The sequence below is a fragment of the Idiomarina sp. OXR-189 genome (assembly GCF_034373425.1).
GTDB lineage: Bacteria > Pseudomonadota > Gammaproteobacteria > Enterobacterales > Alteromonadaceae > Idiomarina > Idiomarina zobellii.
Window position 1 is genome coordinate 1,042,779 of the sequence record NZ_CP139706.1, and the last position, 20,136, is coordinate 1,062,914.

Below are 20,136 nucleotides of genomic sequence, written 5' to 3' on the forward strand. Positions count from 1 at the left end.
CCGCTCAAAAGGAGCGGCTTTGAAGCAGTATTAGATTCTTAGACGTTAAAGCGGAAGTGTATGACGTCACCGTCTTTAACAATGTAGTCTTTACCTTCCAGGCGCCACTTACCGGCGTCTTTTGCACCTTGCTCGCCGTTATGTTCAATGTAGTCGTCATAGCCGACGACTTCAGCACGGATAAAGCCTTTTTCAAAATCGGTATGAATACGACCCGCGGCTTGTGGCGCTGTAGAACCGACTTTTACCGTCCATGCGCGAACTTCTTTAGGACCGGCCGTAAAGTATGTTTGCAGGTTCAGAAGCTCGTAACCAGAACGAATAACACGGTTAAGTCCAGGCTCTTCCTGACCAATCTCCGACAGGAACTCTTCTTTGTCGGCGTCGTCCAGCTCAGCAATTTCTGATTCAATGGCCGCACAAACCGGCACAACAACGGCATTCTCGGTTGCCGCTATTTTGCGAACTGTGTCCAGGTGGGGGTTATTTTCAAAGCCATCTTCAATGACGTTGGCAATGTACATAGTTGGCTTCAATGTCAGTAAGTTGTATGAGCGAATGGTTGCCCGGTCTTCTTTCGTCAACTCTACTGAACGAGCCATATGGCCTTCATCCAGTGCAGGCTTTAGCTTTTCCAGTACGGCAATTTCAGCCTTAGCCTGAGCGTCGCCACCTTTGGCTTTCTTGCCTAAACGGTGCAAAGCTTTTTCGACGGAGTCTAAATCGGCTAATGCTAATTCGGTGTTAATTGTGTCAATGTCATCAGCAGGGTTAATTCCGCCGCTAACGTGGACAATGTTGTCATCTTCGAAACAACGGACGACATGTCCAATAGCGTCAGTTTCACGAATATTAGCCAGGAACTGGTTACCTAAGCCTTCACCTTTGGAGGCACCTTTTACCAGGCCTGCAATGTCAACGAACTCCATGGTCGTTGGCAGTACTTTCTCTGGGTTAACAATTGAAGCTAGTTTGTCCAGGCGAGTATCCGGAACCGGAACCACACCGGTATTAGGTTCAATTGTACAAAAAGGAAAGTTTGCTGCTTCAATGCCTGCTTTAGTCAGTGCATTGAACAAAGTGGATTTACCGACGTTGGGTAAACCAACAATACCACACCGAAATCCCATGATGAGTTAACCTTTCTGTTGAGGACGGTAGCTGTGGAGGCGTTGAAGCGCATCCGTCCAGCCTTGTTCCATTAATGTGTCAATACTGCGACTGGCTTCATCGATACAGTCATCAATGAGTCGCTGTTCAGTTGCTGGCGCTTTACCCAGCACAAAACCTGTTACTTTCGATTTGTGCCCAGGATGCCCAATGCCAATTCGCAGTCGCAGGAAGTCCTGGCTGCCAATTTGCGCGATAATATCTTTAATGCCGTTATGGCCACCCGCGCCGCCGCCTTTTTTAAATTTCGCTATGCCAGGAGGTAGGTCGAGTTCATCGTATGCGACGAGTATCGACTCTGGCGGAATTTTATAGAAATTGGCGATATGTGCGACAGAAAAGCCGCTGCGGTTCATGTAATTCTGGGGTAGCACAATGCGCAGATCGTGAGCGCCTTGCTGATAACGGCCTATTAGTGCTTTTGATTTGGTATCGGCGGATAATGTAACGCCGTGTCGTCGACAAAAGTCTTCAACTAACCAAAAACCCGCGTTATGGCGGGTTTTTTCGTATTCGGGGCCTGGATTCCCCAGGCCCACTAACAGCTTAATGCTTGTTCCCATAGCTAGGACTAGTGCTTACTCTTCGTCAGCAGCGTCGTCTTTGCTCTTCTCTGCAGGAACTTCATCCGGTGCTACTGTTTCTTCTTCGTCTTCTTCTTTCTCTACGCGAGGAGCTGAGATAGAAACAACCGCCTGGTCGTGGTCTTCACCTTTAGTCAACTCTACCAGCTCAACACCTTTAGGAAGGTTCAAGTCAGTTAGGTGAATAGTGTCACCAACGCTCAGTTCTGCGATGTCAACTTCCAGGTACTCTGGTAAGTCTTTCGGAAGAACCAGGATTTCAACGTCATTGACGTGGTGAACAACAACGCCACCTTCTTCTTTAACGCCTTTCGCCGTTGTTTCATTCAAGAAGTGAAGAGGTACGTTAGTGTGCAGCTTCTGGCCTTTCTCAACACGTTGGAAGTCCAAGTGAGTCAGCTTAGGCTTGTATGGGTGACGCTGCATATCTTTTAAGATGCATTGTTCTTTTTTGCCATCGATGTCTAACGTCAGAATGTGTGAATAGAAGGCTTCGTAGTCAGCCATGTTGTTCACTTTGTTGTGATCCATTTCTAACGCTACTGGCTCACCTTTACCACCATATAGGATGGCAGGTACTTTATCCGCATGACGCAGGCGGCGGCTCGCACCTTTCCCCTTGTCCCCACGGACACTTGCTTTAATTGTGAAATCTAATTCAGCCATGATATTGGGCTCTCATTGTTAAATGTTTTAATTTGTCAGCACTCGCGACCAAGCTGCTGACCCAGATACTCAGAAACCGACGACGAGGCCGGTTTCCAAGGGCGCGCAATACTAGCACTGAAGTCTCAAAAAAACAACTTTATCAGTACTCAAACATTGCAGAGATAGACTCTTCATTACTGACGCGACGAAGTGCTTCAGACAACATGCCGGAAAGTGTCAGTTGGCTCACTTTTCCTGTCGCCTTCATTTCTTCGCTAAGTGGAATACTGTCAGTAACTACCAGTTCGTCAATCGCCGACTCTTCTATATTCTTAACAGCGTTACCGGAAAATACCGGGTGTGTTGCATAAGCAAAAACGCGCTTAGCCCCATGGCTTTTCAGCGCTTCCGCTGCTTTACAAAGTGTACCGCCAGTATCAATCATGTCATCGACAATAATACAGTCACGTCCTTTAACATCCCCAATAATGTGCATGACCTGAGAAACGTTAGCAGAAGGGCGGCGCTTATCGATAATAGCTAAGTCGGTGTCGTCCATTAACTTGGCAAACGCGCGGGCGCGAACAACACCACCGATATCTGGAGAAACAACCACAGGGTTGTCGAATTGCTGTTGGCGCATGTGCTCAAGTAGTACAGGTGTGCCAAATACGTTATCAACCGGAACATCGAAGAACCCTTGAATTTGCTCAGCATGCAAGTCAACGGTCAGAACGCGGTCAACACCAACGCTTGATAAAAAGTCAGCAACGACTTTCGCAGTAATAGGAACACGAGCAGAACGAACGCGGCGATCCTGGCGAGCGTAGCCAAAATAAGGCATTACAGCGGTAATACGACCTGCAGATGCGCGACGCAGTGCATCAACCATGACGATAAGTTCCATGAGGTTATCGTTGGTAGGTGCGCAGGTGGATTGCAAAATAAAGACATCGGAACCGCGGACATTTTCATTAATAGCGACACTGATTTCGCCATCACTGAAACGTCCAACAGACGCTTCACCCAGTTTAATGTATAAACGATCGGCGATTTTCTGCGCTAGCTCGGGGGTAGCGTTGCCAGCGAAAAGTTTCATGTCAGGCACAACATACCTCGACTTTTATTGGGTTAATGTTTGGAATAGTGGTGAACGGTTCTGGCCTTGAGCGATAAATGAAAACAGCCCTTGCGGAACCTGTTTTTGTGCTTCCTCTGCCGCTTGTCTGCTCTCGAACGTCGAAAATAGACATGCTCCACTGCCAGTAAGCCGAGTCGGAGCGTATTCTAGCAAGGCATCGCGTAATTTAGCAACTTCAGGATGCAGAGCACAGACCACTGGCTCGAACACATTTTCATGGTGGCTTTGTTCCCAGTCAGCGGCTTCAACCGATTTACAGTCTCGCCTTAGGTCCGGGTGATTAAAAAGTTCAGCGGTGGAAATATGGACGTTGGGTTTAACAACCAAGTACCAGGGAGTAGGCGGCTCAACATCCGTGAACTGCTCACCAATGCCTTCTGCGAAACATGACTTTCCATGGATAAATACGGGAACGTCGGCGCCTAACTCGAGGCCTATTTGTTGAAGCTGCTTGTTCGACAAGCGTTCTCCCCATAGGTAATTAAGACCAACGAGCGTTGTGGCAGCGTCCGATGAGCCGCCGCCTAAGCCTGCGCCTTGAGGTAAACGTTTCGTAACTTCAATGGTAACGCCAGGCAACTGACTAATGCCTTTATTTAGATACTCCTGGCGCAGCCGCTCTAAAGCTTTCCAAATTAAATTGTCTTCTTTGGCAATTTGAGACTTGCTATCTATGAAATCGAACTGGTCGTCCGGCGCTGGTTGAAAACTTATGGTGTCGCCGTAGTCCAAAAATTGAAAAACAGTTTGTAGTTCGTGATAGCCGTCATTCCTGCGTCCGGTTATGTGCAAAAACAGGTTCAGTTTTGCCGGCGCTGGTAGCGTTAGTTGCTGGTCTGCCATTCGTTCATTTGTACCTTTATTTTTAATGTCGGGCTTTCAATGTGCACCTGCTCGGGGAGAGGGAGCTTTGTTTCTGCTTCTAACTTATAGAACCATCGAATACGCCACTGTTCATCATTTTGAATAACTGAAGCACTGGCTAGCGTACCGTCGTTGTAATACGTGAGTTTTTTCAGTTGTGACGTTTTTTGACCGACAACCCATTGATGCAGATGCTCAAAAGGAATATAAACCGGCAATACATCCGCCAGAAGAGCAGGGGCACTTAACGCCGAGCGCATGGCTCCGTTAGAGTCTACTAACGTTGCCTGTTGGTTGCTAACGGTCAGCCTTGCCAGTTGACCTTTTAACGGATGTGAAAAGCGAAGTTCCTGATAAGTCGGTTGATATTGCCAATTAACATAAAATGAGTCACGCTTGTCGAGCTCTTTCTGAATAAGCGCCATGCGACCTGACATCGACCAGCTATTTAACGTGTTCAGCTTATTTTGGTGTGCTTTGACAAGCTCAACATTGACTTGTCGGCTACTGTCCTGGTGTGACGGTGTTGGTATTGAGCAGCCTGCGGAAAGCAACACAGCCAGCAAAACCGCAAATCGAGTTAGGTATTGAATCATATTTTTCTATTGGCGTAATCGATGGATCGTTAGTTGACCAGAAAGCGCTGTGACTTTCAATGATTAGGGCTTTCACGTACAATCACTGCCACTTAATATCATGACCGCGTTGAGATAACGAGTTACACAATCCGATGACCATTTCAGCTCTGGGAATAAACCACAAAACAGCCCCCGTTGATTTGCGTGAGCAAGTTGCTTTCAATGCCGAGCAGCTCGACGCTGCATTGCAGGCTGTGCGTGGTTTACAAGGCGTGCAGGAAGCGGTCATTGTCTCGACGTGTAACCGTACCGAACTTTATTGCCGTGGTGATGTATCAGACGATTTATTGCTCGGTTGGTTCACAGGCTTTCACAGCTTACCTCCCGACGCTCTGCAAAATCATCATTATCTGTTTAAAAATGATCAGGCTATCAGTCATTTAATGTCTGTTGCCAGTGGCTTAGACTCGCTTGTGCTTGGGGAGCCGCAAATACTCGGGCAAGTAAAACAGGCGTATCAAATAGCGAAACGGCAGGAGGCTGTCGGCGGTATTTTAGAGCGTTTGTTTCAGCAAACATTCCGTGTCGCAAAAACTGTCCGTAATGAAACCGCCGTTGGGCAAAATGCCGTGTCAGTGGCTTACGCCGCAGTGTCTATGGCGCGACATATCTTTTCGAACTTAGCCAAGTCTAAAGTGTTATTAATTGGGGCTGGAGATACTTCTGAACTTGTCGCCCAACACTTAAAGCAGCAAGGGGTGACGGAAATAACAGTCGCTAACAGAACCTTGCAACGCGCACGAGAGCTGGCTGAGAAAGTGGATGGTGCCGCGCACAGTTTGTCAGAACTGTCTGAACTTCTCCCTGACGCTGATATTGTGGTGAGCTCAACTGCCAGTACCTTACCAATAGTGGGTAAAGGCACGGTTGAAAAGGCATTGAAGAAACGTCGCCATAAGCCGATGCTACTGATTGATTTAGCCGTGCCCAGGGATATAGAAGAGCAAGTGAATGAGCTTGATGATGCCTATTTGTATACGGTTGACGACTTACAAAGCATTATTAGTGAAAACATAAGAAACCGAGAGCAGGCAGCAAAAGAAGCGCAGGTAATTATCCGTCAGCAGGCGCAGGAGTTTACTGACTGGTTGCAGTCGCTCAACAGTGTGGAGTTGGTTCGGTCATACAGACAACACACGAAAGCTGTCGCCGATACTCATTTAGAACGAGCCTTGGCTCAACTGCAGCAAGGTAAAGCGCCGGAAGAGGTGCTGAAGCAATTTAGCCATAAACTGGTGCAGCAACTGACGCACCAACCTACCAGTTTGTTAAAATCAGCAGGTGAGAACAACGATCAGTATACACTTGCGGTGTTACAGCAATTGTGGTCAGGCGACGGTTCTGACCCTTTAGAAGGCAAATAAAAGAATATGTTGAATCCATCCATTGAACGAAAACTTGAAGGTTTGCTTGAGCGTTACCAGGAAGTTCAGGCGCTGCTGGGTGAACCGGATGTTATTTCCGATCAGAACCGTTTTCGCGGGCTATCGAAAGAGTATTCACAGCTTGAGGAAGTCGTGGACTGCTTTGAGAAATATAAGCAAAACCAGGAAGACCAGGTCGCTGCTAAAGACATGGCCGAAGAAGACGACCCGGAAATGCGGGAAATGGCTCAGGAAGAGCTAAAGCAGGCGAAAGAAAACGAAACTGAGTTGGAACAGCAACTGCAAATTTTATTGCTGCCTAAAGATCCTAACGATGATCGCAATTGCTACCTGGAAATTCGAGCGGGTGCTGGTGGTGATGAAGCCTCAATTTTTGCTGGTGACCTGTTTCGTATGTACAGCCGCTACGCAGAAAAGCATGGCTGGAATATCTCTGTAGTAAGTGCGAATGAAGGTGACCACGGCGGCTATAAAGAAGTTATTGCACAAATGAATGGCGATGGCGCTTATGGCCGTATGAAATTTGAGTCCGGTGGTCATCGTGTGCAGCGCGTACCAGAAACTGAGTCACAAGGCCGTATCCATACATCGGCCTGTACGGTGGCTATTTTGCCAGAAATTCCGGAAGCCGAAGCCATAGAAATTAATCCGGCAGACTTACGTGTCGATACTTTCCGCGCATCGGGCGCCGGTGGTCAGCACGTTAACCGAACGGACTCGGCCATTCGTATTACGCACTTGCCGTCAGGCGTTGTTGTTGAATGTCAGGAAGAGCGTTCACAACATAAAAACCGCGCCAAAGCGATGTCAGTTCTGCAAGCTCGATTACAGAAAATCGAGGACGAAAAACGTCAGCAGGAAGAAGCAAGCACCCGTCGTAACTTAGTGGGCAGCGGGGATCGTTCAGAGCGTATTCGAACTTATAATTACCCGCAAAGTCGTGTCACTGACCACCGTATTAACTTAACCTTATATCGGCTGGATGAAGTGTTGCAGGGCGACTTGGATTTGATTATGGATCCGATTATTACTGAGCATCAGGCGGATCAGCTGGCGGCATTGTCTGAAGGACAAGAATGACCATAGAAGAAGCGCAACAGTGGGCGCGTCAGCAGCTAGCGCATAGTGATGACGTTAGGGCTGACGTTTTTGCGTTGTTGAGCTTTGTGTTGGACAAAAACAAAACTTACATAATGACATGGCCAGAGAAAGCCTTAACAGAAGTGCAATGGGAACGCTTTCAAGCCTTGGTTAGTGAGAGGGTGAAAGGTAAGCCGATAGCCTATATTACTGGGCGTAAAGAGTTTTGGTCGTTAGAACTTGAAACCAATGAAAGCACATTAATACCCAGGGGAGACACAGAAACTCTGGTAGAAGCAGCCTTGAGTTTAAACCTACCCGAGAACGCAAGAGTGCTGGACTTAGGCACCGGGACTGGTGCTATTGCTTTGGCGTTAAAGTCAGAAAAGCCGAATTGGCAGGTGCTTGGTTGCGATAAGAACGGCGACGCAGTGGCTTTGGCATCTCGCAATGCTACACGTAACAGCCTCGATGTTGAGTTTTTTCAAAGCGATTGGTTCTCTAACGTGTCAACAGATAAGCCATTCGACTTAATTGTGTCTAACCCTCCTTATATTGAAGAAGCCGACCCGCACCTGGTGCAGGGCGATGTGCGGTTTGAGCCGTTAAGTGCTTTGGTAGCAAACGGTGATGGTTTAGACGATATTAAGAACATTGTTGTTGGTGCATCATCATATCTTGTAAATGGCGGTTGGCTATTACTTGAGCAGGGATGGCAGCAGGCCGATAGTGTCATTGAGCTACTCACAAAAAATGGTTATAAAAAGGTTAACCGCTGGCAGGATTATGCTAGTGTAGAGCGAGTATCAGGTGGACAATACGTCACGGCGGAGAGAGACAAGTAATGAGCAACCAGTTCATGTTTGCTGATGAAGCCAGCCAGCAAAATACAAAATTACCGACAGAATACTGGAAAATTCTAATTGTCGATGACGAGCCAGAGGTGCATGCGGTCACTAAATTGGCGTTGAACGACTTTAATTTCCTGGGGCGAGGTCTGAAGTTTTATAGTGCTTTTTCCGGGGAGGAAGCGAAAAAACTTATCGACGAGCATCCAGATGCGGCAATTCTCTTGCTGGACGTTGTTATGGAAACCGATGACGCGGGGCTTCAGGTTGCTCGTTATATTCGTGAGAAAGCGGATAATCATTTTACCCGCATTATTTTGCGAACAGGCCAGCCAGGCCAGGCCCCTGAGCGCACCGTTATTGTTAATTACGATATCAACGACTACAAATCGAAGACTGAATTAACCGCGCAAAAACTCTTTACGGCAGTGATGTCCTCGTTGCGTTCCTACCGCGATATTATGTCTATAGATCAAAGCCGTCATGGCTTGGAAAAAATTATTTCAGCATCAACAAACTTATACGCACTGCAGCCTATGAATAGTTTTGTTGATGGCTTAGTTCAGCAGTTAAGCTGGGTTATTGGGGGGGCGAAGCAAACCCTTTATGCGACGGCCAATGAAGAAGGAACGTCTTATAAAGTGTTAGCCGCGCATGGTGAAGACTCTCAGGTTAGTGTCGGGCAAACTCTGCGGTCGGTTATTCCCTCAAAAGCCTTAGCCGAGCTAGAAAACGTGATTGCTAACCATGGCTCGTTTTACGGTGATGACTTTGTACTGCTGTATTGCCGCAGTCATTGCCGAGCACATGGTTCGGTTTTATTTATTGGTGGCCGTTCTCGTACGTTAACAGCCGATGATCATCACGTATTGCAATTGTTTGCGGAAAACGTGCAGCTGGCGCAGGACAATGTTGTTTGTTTAGAAGACTCTGATCATTTCTTGGCGCGCTTAGCCGACCAGTTGATGCTGCACAATGCGAATCATTTTAATAATGTGCTGGATGGAAGCAGAGAAGGGCGCATAGCTTACCGGTTGTCACAAGCGGTTAATGCTGACGAGGCGGAAGCAACAGCTTTAGCCTGGTCGTTATTTGCACAAGCTCGGCCGTTGTTAGATTGTGCTTCGACGGCTGTTGCTGCTAACGAAACGACTTGCCAGCAGCGTGTTGCTCGTTCATTAAAAGCACTGACTCATGGTCAACATGACGCTACCCAAAAAGCACATCGTGCGTTAATGGAACGGTTAGAGCGCTGGGACGGCTTAGGTCTTCCTGAAGGGAAGCAAGGTAGCGATATTGCATTAAGCACTCAGGTGTTGTTACTGACCGAGCAGCTTGTGGACTGGTTTGAAGAAGAAACCAGCGATGCGGATATCAAAACACGACTCGATGATGAAAAAGGCCGTTACTACTCACCGGAATTTCTCGAGCAGGCTCTGAAGCTACTACCCGAACTTAGAAATCTTTAATTTATTATAAAGGGGTTATACTGTGTACGTTGTTTTTAAACACCTGCATGTTTTATTTGTTTTCATTTCTATTATTTTATTTCTATTCCGCTTTGTCTTGCGGTTGTTAGATTCTCCTGCATTACAGAAAAAATGGCTAAAAATAGTTCCTCACGTTAACGACACACTTCTACTGGCGAGTGCTATTGGCATTATGGTGACTGTCGGTATGTATCCAATAGAAGTGCCTTGGTTAACCGATAAAGTCATTGGTGTTATTGGCTACATTATTTTTGGTATTTTCGCCATGAAAGGCCAGTCTGCTGTGACGCGCTGGGTTGGTTTTGTTGGTGCTTGCGGCTGGATAGCGTTTTTATTGCATGTGGCTATGTCTAAAACACCATTAATTGCCGGCTAATTGAAAGGGAGTTTGTATGTTAGCACCGGAAACTGCAGTAACAGAGACTAGCGCGCTTATTACCAACGACGGCGTTATCGTCGGTTTATTAATGGCTATTTTGGGGTTCGTTTTTTATACCAATAATAGCGACCACCCGGCGTTTAAAAAGTTTTATCGCTTTGTTCCTGCGCTGTTACTTTGTTACTTCCTGCCGTCGTTACTCAATACGTTTGGAATTGTTGACGGTAATGCGACAGCAGTAACTGATATAACAATGGACTACTTACTGCCGGCCTGTATGGTGCTGCTAACCTTAAGCCTGGATTTAAAAGCGATTCTGGGGCTGGGGTCGAAAGCGCTAATACTGTTTCTAACCGGTACTTTCGGTATCGTGATTGGCGGCCCGATTGCGCTGCTTTTGGTGTCGCTCATATTTCCTGAAATGTTGGGTGGTGCAGGGCCAGACGCTGTTTGGCGCGGCATGACAACCATTGCCGGCAGCTGGATAGGCGGCGGTGCAAACCAAGCCGCAATGAAAGAAGTGTATGAAGTCGGTGGTGATATTTTCTCTGCTATGGTGACGGTGGATATTATTGTCGCTAACTTGTGGATGGCGGTATTGCTATATATGGCGGCCAATTCCAAGAAAATTGACGAGCGTACAGGGGCGGATACCTCGGCAATTGATGCTATTCGCCATAAAGTTGAAAAGTACGAGGCTGAACACGTTCGAAATCCTAGTTTGAGAGACCTAATGCTTATCTTAGCTATTGGTTTTGGCGTGGCTGGCATAGCTCACTTGTTAGCTGACTGGATTGCCCCCGCTATTGGTGAACATTACCCCGCGCTGAGCAAGTTCAGTTTAGATAGCTTGTTCTTCTGGGTTATCGTGCTTGCAACCGCAGGTGGTATCGCGCTGTCTTTTACTCGGGCACGCTCGTTGGAAGCGGCAGGGGCCTCTAAAATTGGTTCTGTTTTCGTCTATGTACTAGTAGCCAGCATTGGGCTACACATGGATGTGACTAAAATTGTGGAAGCACCCAAATATTTCCTTATTGGCGCTATCTGGATGATTATTCATGCGTCATTAATGCTGTTTGTTGCTAAACTTTTACGCGCCCCTGTTTTTTATATGGCAGTTGGCAGCCAGGCTAACGTTGGCGGAGCCGCTTCGGCTCCGGTGGTTGCATCAGCCTTTCACCCATCGTTGGCTCCGGTTGGGGTCTTGCTGGCAGTCATGGGCTATGCCCTCGGTACCTATATGGCGTATTTCTCGGGTCAAGTACTGCGTGTTGTTGGCAGTTAATTAAAAGGAATGACCATGATTTCAAAGTTAGCGTTAAATGATATTGAAATAGCCAATGACAGTCCCTTTGTTCTGTTTGGTGGAATGAATGTGCTGGAGTCTAGAGACTTGGCACTGCGAATCGCAGAACATTATGTTGAAGTAACGGACAAGCTTGGTATTCCTTACGTTTTTAAAGCGTCTTTTGACAAAGCAAACCGTTCATCGGTGCATTCCTTTCGTGGCCCTGGACTGGAAGAAGGGCTGCGCATTTTTGAGGAAGTAAAGCAGCAATTCAATGTGCCGCTTATAACCGACGTGCACGAGCCTCATCAGGCTAAGCCAGTGTCTGAAGTTGTCGATATCCTTCAACTACCGGCGTTTTTAGCGCGTCAAACAGACCTGGTTGTTGCTATGGCTGAAACGGGCGCCATGATTAACGTGAAAAAGCCTCAATTTTTAGCGCCACATGAAATGAAGCATATTATTAGCAAGTTCGCAGAAGCCGGTAATCAAAATATCATGCTGTGCGAACGAGGCTCGTGTTTTGGTTATAACAACCTGGTGGTTGATATGCTGGGTATGGATGAAATGAAGACCATGGCCCCGGTCATTTTCGATGCGACTCACGCGTTACAGCGCCCGGGTGGCCGCAGCGACTCAGCTGACGGACGCCGTGCTCAAGCAGCACAACTAGCGCGCTCTGGCATGGCTTTGGGTATTGCGGGCTTGTTTATTGAAGCACACCCTAACCCCGATGAAGCCAAGTGTGACGGGCCATGCGCTTTGCCACTACGCGCATTAGAAGATTACTTAAAGCAAATGAAAGCCGTTGACGACTTGGTGAAGTCATTCAGCGAATTGGATACGTCTAATTAGTCATGTCGCTTCAGGCCAGCAGCTCGCTTAAGCAAACGCCGCTTGATAAACGTCAGGCGATAAAGCTTCTATTAAAAGCCGTAGGCGGATTGCTGGCGCTGCTGTCTTTGGCATTACTGGCGCCATTTGTTATGGCCGTTATTAATGCGGAAAAAGAGCAGTGGACGTATTTAACATTGGCTATCATAGGTTTTGTGATTGGCGTTGCACTTTTCCTGCAGCCGGTTGGCGACGCGAAGCTTCGGGCCCGGCAAGTCTTTCTATTAACCACCTTGTGTTGGGTGTCGGCGAGCCTTTTTGCCACGCTGCCTTTTATTTTTGCCCAACCTTATCTCGATTTTTCCAGCGCATGGTTTGAGGCCATGTCAGCAATTACCACAACGGGAGCTACCGTTATTTCGGGGCTTGATGACCTGCCATCCAGTGTACTGTTGTGGCGAGCCATGCTGCAGTGGTTAGGCGGTATTGGAATCATCGTTATGGCCATGGCCATACTACCGTTTTTGCAGGTTGGTGGTATGCGTCTGTTCCAAGCTGAATCTTCCGACATGTCGGGCAAGTTTATGCCTCGCTCAAGCCACATGGTTTTAGCCATAGGCCGTGTTTATTTAATACTGACTGTTGCTGTTATTGCCTTATATCTTTTAGGCGGTATGAAAAGCTTTGATGCCTTTGTTCATGGTATGACAACCATAGGCACAGCCGGTTTCTCTAATTATGACGCCTCTTTCGGTCACTTTTCTGACACGCCATTTTTGGTCATAACGGGCACACTATTTATGGTCGCGGGGGCATTGCCTTTTGTTCTCTACATTCGAGCGCTGAAGGGCGATTATGAACCACTTTGGAAAGATACGCAGGTACGTGCCTTCGTGACCTTTCTAATGATTGCTATTGCCCTTATCACTCTAGTTCAGGTGGTGAAAGGCCGAGAGTTTGGTGACGCCCTCATGCACACCGCATTTAATGTTGTATCTGTGGTTACCACAACAGGGTATGCGACGGAAGATTATGGCAACTGGGGCAGTTGGTCTCTGATGGTTTTCTTCTACCTTATGTTCATTGGAGGGTGTACCGGCTCTACGGCCGGAGGCATGAAGATATTCCGTTTCCAGTTGTCACAATTACTGCTCAAAAAGCAGTTTAGTCAGCTTATTCATCCAAATTTAGTCAGAGTAGAGACCTACCAGGAACGAAGAGTTAACGACTCTTTGCTTGGCTCTATGGTGGCGTTCTGCTTTATGTACTTTTTACTTATAGCGGTTATTGCGTTAGGTCTGTCATTGTTTGATCTCGATTTTCTAACCGCTATTTCTGGTGCTGCATCAGCTGTGGGGAACGTTGGTCCGGGGCTTGGCGAAATTATTGGACCTGCAGGTAACTTTTCAAGCCTGGACGGTGGTGCCAAACTATTGCTGATATTTGCTATGTTAGCGGGGCGTCTGGAAATTATGACGGTGCTTATTTTATTTCACAGACATTACTGGAAGCACTAAAATAAATTTCAGCGAACACTTGCACGCTGAAACCACATGAATTAAATTAAACGCATGTTTAAATCATGCGTTTATTTATATCATGGCAGCACGCATTACCACTCAACAGAAAATACTCAACGCCGCTGAAGCGTTGTTTGCGCGAGACGGCTTTGAACAGACCTCTTTACGGCAGATCACCCACGAGGCGGGAGTGAATCTGGCTTCCGTAAACTATCATTTCGGCTCAAAAAAGGCGCTGATACAGGCAGTCATTGCCCGTTACCTAAGTGTTTTTATGCCTGCTTTAGAGGAACAGCTAAACGAAGCTGAAGCCCAAAAAGACTTAAAAACACAGGCGTTATTTGAGCGTTTCAAACTTCCGCTTGCTAAGTTGACTCAAATCAACAAGCGCGGTCCCGATACTTTTTTACGATTACTGGGCTTTGCTTATTCTGAAATACAGGGGCATTTGCGTAAGTACACTCAGCAAGAGTACGGCAATGTATTACAACACTTGCTGCAGCTTTTAAAGCGCACTAATCCGCATTTAGATGAGCAACAAATGTTTTGGCGTCTGCACTTTGTGTTGGGCTCTGTGGTCTTTGCTCAGGTATCCGGGCAAGCGCTTATAGAAATAGCGCAGGCTGAGTTTAATCAGCAAATTGGCGCACAAGATGTTATTGACCAACTTATTCCGTTTGTGTCTGGCGGGCTCGAAAATTCGTAAATAAACTGTCGTAAGACTGAGATTTTACTACACTTTCATTGTGATGGTGCACTGGAGATAACCATGGAAATTCTCATTTTGTTGTTGGTTTTAGTAGTACTGGTATTTGCAGTCGGAGATATCCGTCGCAGCCTTATTACAAAACCTGTTTTTGCTATCTTTAAGCGTATTTTGCCACCAATGTCGGACACCGAGCGAGAGGCTATGGAAGCTGGTGACGTATGGTGGGACGGCGAGCTGTTTAAAGGCCGCCCGGACTGGCAGAAGCTGCTGGATATGCCTCAGCCGAAGCTTACTCAGGAAGAGCAGGACTTTATCGATAACCAGCTGAATACGTTGCTGGATATGATCGATGACTTCAAAATTGTGCAGCAAGACAGAGACTTGCCAAAACAAGTATGGGACTTTCTGAGAAAAGAACGTTTCTTTGCCATGATTATTGGTAAAGAGCATGGTGGTTTAGACTTTTCTCCAGCGGCTAATTCGTACATTGTGTCGCGTATTGCCAGCCGTTCAATTAGCGCCGCAGTGTCGGTTATGGTGCCTAACTCATTAGGCCCGGGCGAATTGCTGACGCATTATGGCACTAAAGAACAAAAAGAGTATTGGTTGCCTCGTTTAGCTGATGGTACCGATATTCCATGCTTTGCCTTAACAGGCCCTGAAGCCGGGTCTGATGCAGGCTCTATTCCGGACGAAGGCATTATCTGCAAAGGTGAGCACGAGGGCGAAGAAGTTGTTGGTATTCGTCTGAACTGGTCAAAGCGTTACATTACTCTGGCTCCTTCAGCTACGGTTCTGGGTCTTGCGTTTAAACTGTACGATCCGGAAGGTTTAATGGGCGACAAAAAAGACATAGGCATTACTTGTGCGCTTATTCCAACCAGTCACAAAGGCGTCGAAATTGGTGACCGCCATTTCCCGTTGAATCAGGCGTTTTTAAACGGTACCACTTACGGTAAAGACGTATTTATTCCGCTGAAATGGATTATCGGTGGTGAAGACTACGCCGGTAAAGGCTGGCGTATGCTGGTTGAATGTCTGTCAGCTGGTCGAGGCATTTCACTGCCGGCGCTGGCAACGGCATCGGGTCATGTTACTCAGCGAATGACGGGCGCATACGCCTATGTACGCCAACAGTTTGGTCTGCCTATTGGTATGTTTGAAGGCGTACAGTCATCAATGGGTAAAATTGGCGGTACGAACTATATTCTCGAATCAATGCGCCGCTTAACAATTTCATCGCTGTGCCAGGGTATGAGCCCATCGGTAGTAACCGCAATGACTAAATACCACATGACAGAAATGGGTCGTGAGGTTATCGAGCACGCTATGGATATTCATGCCGGTAAGGGCATTCAGTTGGGGCCACATAACTACCTGGGCCACAATTACATGGCAACGCCGGTTTCTATTACGGTAGAAGGGGCTAACATTCTAACCCGTAACCTGATGATTTTTGGTCAGGGGGCGACTCGTTGTCACCCTTATGTGCTCAAAGAAATGCAAGCTGCCGCCAACCCGAATGAAGACGAGGGTATGCGCGAGTTTGACGGCTTGCTAATGAAACACATTGGCTTTGCCGCCAGCAACGTATTTGGCAGCTTATGGCTGGGTCTGACAGGGGCGCGTTTTGGCGAGTCTCCGGTTAGCGGTGAAACGGCTCAGTATTACCGTAAACTGGGTCGTATGAGTCGTGGTTTAGCATTAGCGTCAGATATTTCAATGCTGATGATGGGCGGTGACTTGAAGCGTAAAGAAATGATTTCAGCGCGTCTGGGTGACGTTTTAAGTCATTTATACATGGGCTCTGCGGTGTTGAAGCGCTTTGAAGACGAAGGCCGTCAGGTGGCTGACTTGCCGTATGTGCACTATGCATTGCAACATCACCTGCATAGTATTGCTGAAGCTTTCTATGGTTTCTTCGACAACTTCCCGAACCGTGCCGTCGCCTGGATGATGCGTTTAGTGATATTCCCGCTAGGTAATCACTTTAAGAAGCCAAAAGATAACACCTTGCAGGAAATTAGCCTAAGCATGATGGAGCCGGGCGTCACGCGAGATCGCCACACCTTCCTGTGTTACTGGAAAGACGACAAGAACGACCCGACCGGTCACATGGAAAAAGCGTTTTTATCAATGCTGGAAATGAAGTCGGTTTACAAAACGCTTCGCAAGGCTCAGAAACGCGGTGAATTGTCGTCTAACCTAAACGGTCAGGAACTTGCCGATGCCGCTTTAGAAAAGGGCTTAGTGGATAAAGACACTGCTGAGAAACTGGCAGAAACAGAAGAGCTGAGACTGCTTGCTATTGGCGTAGACAGTTTCGCGCCGGGCATTCTGGAAAACAATCAGTTTTACACGGCAAAAGGTGACTTGAGAAAAGCGGCGGTCAGAGACTGACCACCGCATTCATTTCAACTTAATAAAGTGTTCGACGTTTGTCTTTTAAGTTGAACACTGGGTCCACAAAAGAGCGCTGTTGAGCGCTCTTTTTCGTTTCTGCGCTCGCACTTGCTGTTGCCGGACAACTGCCTGTTTCAATATAGTTGTATGCAGCACCGGTCAGCGGATCTTGCTCGCTTCCCCAATCCGCAATAATTTGATCCTCAACCTCACAGGTAGGAGCCAAGCCGTCGTAATACTGACCCTCACCCTCAGCGTTTACTGTTTCAAAATTAATAGCGAAAGTCACCTTATTACAGAGAACCTCAAAATTGGGCTGCTGGCCGACAGGTTTACCACACGTATTTTCGCCAATAGTGACAACATTCACGTAAGGTTTTAAAGAGTTAATGATAATTTCCGAAGAAGAGCAGCTGCTGCCAGTCGTTAAAACATAGACCGTATCTAAGTCGAGCTGCTGCGTGCCATCGACTAAGCGGAACGGAAGGGTTTCGTTTTTATCGCTGTTTTGCTCATTAAAGCGGTAAGTTAAAAAGGTTTCGCCCAGTACGTTATTGCCCGCAGCCTGACTGGAGGTTTGATTGGCGTAACGAATTAACCCACCACCGTTGTAACGCACATCGATAATTAAATGATCAACGCCTTCGTTAGCGAACAAGTCAAAAGCTTCGTTTAAGTCGCTGCCAGTACGATTAATGAAGGAATCGAGAGTAAAGTAGCCGGCAGTGTCTCCGTTATCGAGCGCTGTGGTTTGCGCGCCCATCACAGTGTTGGTTTCAACTTCAACTTTGCTCAGAACATCGGTTTGCTCGGTGCCATCAGTCTTTTTCCAAGTGAGTTTCCTGCTTAAACCTTCTTCGTTTGGGCCTAAAGCATCATCAAATTCACCGGCGGCGATTAGCTCAGCAACTGGCACATCGTCAATGGCAATTAGCTCGTCAGCACGTTCTATGCCCGCTGTATCAGCAGGAGAGCCGTTATAAACAAAGCGAATTTTCACGCGAGTATCGCTTATTTGCTCCATCGAAAAGCCGAAGCCAAAGTAGGTGGCGTTAACGTACAACTGTTCGTATTCTTCTTCCGTTAAAATGTAGCTATAGCGGTCTTCGGGAACACGCAACTCTTCGAGAAGAGCATCAATACTGTCAAAGGCTTCCGGATCAATACTGTCCTGCAGTTGGTCTGCCCAAAAATAGTCCTCTTTCATGTAATTGAAAAAGCGTTGGTTTTGGTCTTCGACAGAGCAGGTGGCGTAGTTTGAGTCATCAGAGCCACCACAAGCGGAAAGCGTTGCGGCTATGCCAATAAGCAATAAGGATTTTTTAAAGGTCATACTGCGTCTCGAGTGTTGTAAAAATGTTAACTCACAATTTAGCACGGAAAACGAAAAGATGAACACCCAGCGTGGCGCTTTTTACCGCATCGTGGCACACTGCCGACACTGACTATTTACCGTTAAACTCAGACGGAGAACAACGACGTTATGGCACAAGTCATGATAGACATTAAGGGCACCGAGCTAACGCCAGAAGACAAAAAGCTGTTGGCACAACCCTCTGTTAATGGACTGATACTGTTTACACGCAATTTTGAGTCGGTCGAGCAGTTGGTTCGTTTAACTCAGGAAGCTCGTATGGCTGCCGCTAAACCTCTACTTATTGCTGTAGACCACGAAGGCGGACGTGTACAGCGTTTCCGGGATGGCTTCAGCGCTATTCCGGCAATGGGCTCACTGCGTCGCATTGAAAGCGCCGATGAGCACCATCGTGCGGCACGAGACTTAGGTTGGTTAATGGCAGCAGAAGTACAGGCTGTCGGCATAGATATTAGCTTTGCGCCGGTGTTAGATGTCGATGACTGCAGCGAAGTGATTGGCGACCGCGCGTTCTCTGATACCCCCTCAGAGATTTCTGAGCTCGCCTCTGCGTTTATTGAGGGCATGCATGAAGCCGGTATGGCCTCTACCGGCAAGCATTTCCCGGGGCATGGCTCGGTGCAGGCTGACTCTCACATTGCCATTCCAGAAGACGACCGCACACTGGAGCAAATTCGGGCACATGACTTAAAGCCGTTTTTGTCATTAAGCCAAAAGCTTGATGGCATAATGCCGGCACACGTTATTTACCCGAAAATTGACCCACAGCCCGCTGGTTTTAGTGAGTTTTGGCTGCAACAAATATTGCGTAATGAACTGCAATTTAACGGCACCATTTTCAGTGATGACTTGTCGATGCAGGGTGCGACTGTCGCGGGCGACATGCAGCAAAGGGCGTTAGCCGCATTGAATGCAGGCTGCGATATGATACTGGTTTGTAATGACAGAGCAGGGGCCTTACAGGTACTTGACGCAGAGTTTCCGGCAACCGAGCCAGAAAGTGCTCAGCGCGTTCAACGTATGCTGATGAGCGAGTCTGCTGTTGGTCTGGAAGAGTTGAAGCGCACCGAGCGCTGGCAACAAGCACAGCGCTGGCTTTCAGTGGCTAATTAAGCTTCGTAAGGAATGGGGTCTTCAACGCCGTTGGCAGCGAAGGCCTCTAAACGCTCCACACAGGCACCACACTTACCACAAGCTTTGTCACGACCGTTATAGCACGTCCAGGTTTGGCTGTAGTCCAGGCCCATTTTCAGGCCATCGGCTAAAATTGCGTTTTTATCGACGTCTAAATAAGGCGCATGAACAGCTACCGGTTCGTAATTGGCCATTTTACTGACCACATCCATTTGGCGCACAAACTCCGGGCGACAGTCCGGGTAAATAGCGTGGTCGCCTGAGTGAGCGCCGTAATACACCGCAGAAGCTTCCTGAGACACCGCATAACCAATGGCTAGCGACAACAAAATCATATTGCGGTTGGGTACCACCGTCGACTTCATCGACTCTTCTTCGTAGTGTCCCTCGGGAATATCAATGTCGTCGGTTAATGAACTGCCGGACAGTAGTTGGTTAATGGCAGTAATATCGACTACTTTATGCGGAATTCCATGCTGTTTACAGACGTTAGCGGCAAGTTCTAGCTCTTTCACATGGCGCTGACCGTAGTTAAACGACAGTGCCAACACCTCATTACCTTCCTGCAATGCTTTGTGCAACACCGTAAACGAGTCCATTCCACCTGAATAAATAACAACGACCTTTTGCGACATGCTGTAACTCT

At 47.5% G+C, this 20,136-nt stretch carries 19 protein-coding genes; 11 read left to right on the forward strand and 8 right to left on the reverse strand.

Annotated features, from left to right (window positions below):
• Positions 1-38: 38 nt before the first annotated feature.
• The 6 genes from ychF to lolB form a co-directional block, all read right to left on the reverse strand.
• Positions 39-1,130, reverse strand: coding sequence for a redox-regulated ATPase YchF (gene ychF, locus UM402_RS05070; RefSeq protein ID WP_058579387.1), 1,092 nt, complete (start codon positions 1,128-1,130; stop codon positions 39-41).
• Positions 1,131-1,136: 6 nt separating this feature from the next.
• A complete protein-coding gene (gene pth / locus UM402_RS05075) occupies positions 1,137-1,733 on the reverse strand; it encodes an aminoacyl-tRNA hydrolase (protein ID WP_053952778.1) in 597 nt (198 codons plus the stop codon).
• Positions 1,734-1,748: 15 nt separating this feature from the next.
• Complete coding sequence (locus UM402_RS05080) at positions 1,749-2,420, reverse strand: 50S ribosomal protein L25/general stress protein Ctc (RefSeq protein ID WP_053952777.1); 672 nt, start codon at positions 2,418-2,420, stop codon at positions 1,749-1,751.
• 142 nt (positions 2,421-2,562) lie between these two features.
• Positions 2,563-3,510 carry a ribose-phosphate pyrophosphokinase gene (locus UM402_RS05085; RefSeq protein WP_053952776.1) on the reverse strand — a complete coding sequence of 316 codons (948 nt, stop codon included), beginning with the start codon at positions 3,508-3,510 and terminating at the stop codon, positions 2,563-2,565.
• Positions 3,511-3,525: 15 nt separating this feature from the next.
• Positions 3,526-4,386, reverse strand: coding sequence for a 4-(cytidine 5'-diphospho)-2-C-methyl-D-erythritol kinase (ispE, locus tag UM402_RS05090; RefSeq protein ID WP_058579386.1), 861 nt, complete (start codon positions 4,384-4,386; stop codon positions 3,526-3,528).
• The gene (gene lolB, locus UM402_RS05095) at positions 4,368-5,003 is read right to left on the reverse strand and encodes a lipoprotein insertase outer membrane protein LolB (protein ID WP_053952774.1); all 636 of its coding nucleotides are present in this window, start codon (positions 5,001-5,003) and stop codon (positions 4,368-4,370) included. Before lolB ends, ispE begins: the two co-directional genes overlap by 19 nt.
• A 134-nt stretch (positions 5,004-5,137) precedes the next feature.
• Here lolB and hemA point away from each other — a divergent pair, with 134 nt between their 5' ends.
• The 10 genes from hemA (at position 5,138) to UM402_RS05145 (ending at position 16,978) form a co-directional block, all read left to right on the forward strand.
• Positions 5,138-6,409, forward strand: a complete 1,272-nt coding sequence (gene hemA / locus UM402_RS05100) for a glutamyl-tRNA reductase (RefSeq protein WP_058579385.1) — start codon at positions 5,138-5,140, stop codon at positions 6,407-6,409.
• Positions 6,410-6,415: 6 nt separating this feature from the next.
• Positions 6,416-7,510 (forward strand): peptide chain release factor 1, encoded by a 1,095-nt coding sequence (gene prfA / locus UM402_RS05105; RefSeq protein WP_058579384.1) that lies wholly within the window; start codon positions 6,416-6,418, stop codon positions 7,508-7,510.
• Positions 7,507-8,355 (forward strand): peptide chain release factor N(5)-glutamine methyltransferase, encoded by an 849-nt coding sequence (prmC, locus tag UM402_RS05110; protein WP_058579383.1) that lies wholly within the window; start codon positions 7,507-7,509, stop codon positions 8,353-8,355. The genes prfA and prmC overlap by 4 nt, the downstream gene beginning before the upstream one ends.
• The gene (locus UM402_RS05115) at positions 8,355-9,827 is read left to right on the forward strand and encodes a DUF3369 domain-containing protein (RefSeq protein WP_058579382.1); all 1,473 of its coding nucleotides are present in this window, start codon (positions 8,355-8,357) and stop codon (positions 9,825-9,827) included. The genes prmC and UM402_RS05115 overlap by 1 nt, the downstream gene beginning before the upstream one ends.
• Positions 9,828-9,849: 22 nt before the next feature.
• The gene (locus UM402_RS05120) at positions 9,850-10,224 is read left to right on the forward strand and encodes a SirB2 family protein (RefSeq protein WP_053952769.1); all 375 of its coding nucleotides are present in this window, start codon (positions 9,850-9,852) and stop codon (positions 10,222-10,224) included.
• Between the two features lie 16 nt (positions 10,225-10,240).
• Positions 10,241-11,512, forward strand: coding sequence for a DUF819 domain-containing protein (locus UM402_RS05125; RefSeq protein ID WP_053952768.1), 1,272 nt, complete (start codon positions 10,241-10,243; stop codon positions 11,510-11,512).
• Between the two features lie 15 nt (positions 11,513-11,527).
• On the forward strand, positions 11,528-12,370 hold the full coding sequence (kdsA, locus tag UM402_RS05130; protein ID WP_053952767.1) for a 3-deoxy-8-phosphooctulonate synthase: 843 nt from the start codon (positions 11,528-11,530) through the stop codon (positions 12,368-12,370).
• 2 nt (positions 12,371-12,372) lie between these two features.
• A complete protein-coding gene (locus UM402_RS05135; protein ID WP_053952766.1) occupies positions 12,373-13,866 on the forward strand; it encodes a TrkH family potassium uptake protein in 1,494 nt (497 codons plus the stop codon).
• Positions 13,867-13,948: 82 nt separating this feature from the next.
• Positions 13,949-14,575: a TetR/AcrR family transcriptional regulator gene (locus UM402_RS05140; RefSeq protein ID WP_053952765.1), complete on the forward strand. Its 627-nt coding sequence runs from the start codon at positions 13,949-13,951 to the stop codon at positions 14,573-14,575.
• Positions 14,576-14,638: 63 nt separating this feature from the next.
• On the forward strand, positions 14,639-16,978 hold the full coding sequence (locus tag UM402_RS05145; RefSeq protein WP_058579381.1) for an acyl-CoA dehydrogenase: 2,340 nt from the start codon (positions 14,639-14,641) through the stop codon (positions 16,976-16,978).
• A gap of 19 nt (positions 16,979-16,997) precedes the next feature.
• Here UM402_RS05145 and UM402_RS05150 read toward each other — a convergent pair whose 3' ends face one another.
• Positions 16,998-18,314 carry a S41 family peptidase gene (locus tag UM402_RS05150; protein WP_058579380.1) on the reverse strand — a complete coding sequence of 439 codons (1,317 nt, stop codon included), beginning with the start codon at positions 18,312-18,314 and terminating at the stop codon, positions 16,998-17,000.
• 150 nt (positions 18,315-18,464) lie between these two features.
• Between UM402_RS05150 and nagZ the strand changes: the two genes are divergently transcribed.
• Positions 18,465-19,469, forward strand: coding sequence for a beta-N-acetylhexosaminidase (nagZ, locus tag UM402_RS05155; protein ID WP_058579379.1), 1,005 nt, complete (start codon positions 18,465-18,467; stop codon positions 19,467-19,469).
• Here the strand turns inward: nagZ and queC are convergent.
• On the reverse strand, positions 19,466-20,125 hold the full coding sequence (gene queC / locus UM402_RS05160) for a 7-cyano-7-deazaguanine synthase QueC (RefSeq protein ID WP_058579378.1): 660 nt from the start codon (positions 20,123-20,125) through the stop codon (positions 19,466-19,468). The two genes, nagZ and queC, sit on opposite strands and share 4 nt — an antisense overlap.
• Positions 20,126-20,136: the final 11 nt, after the last annotated feature.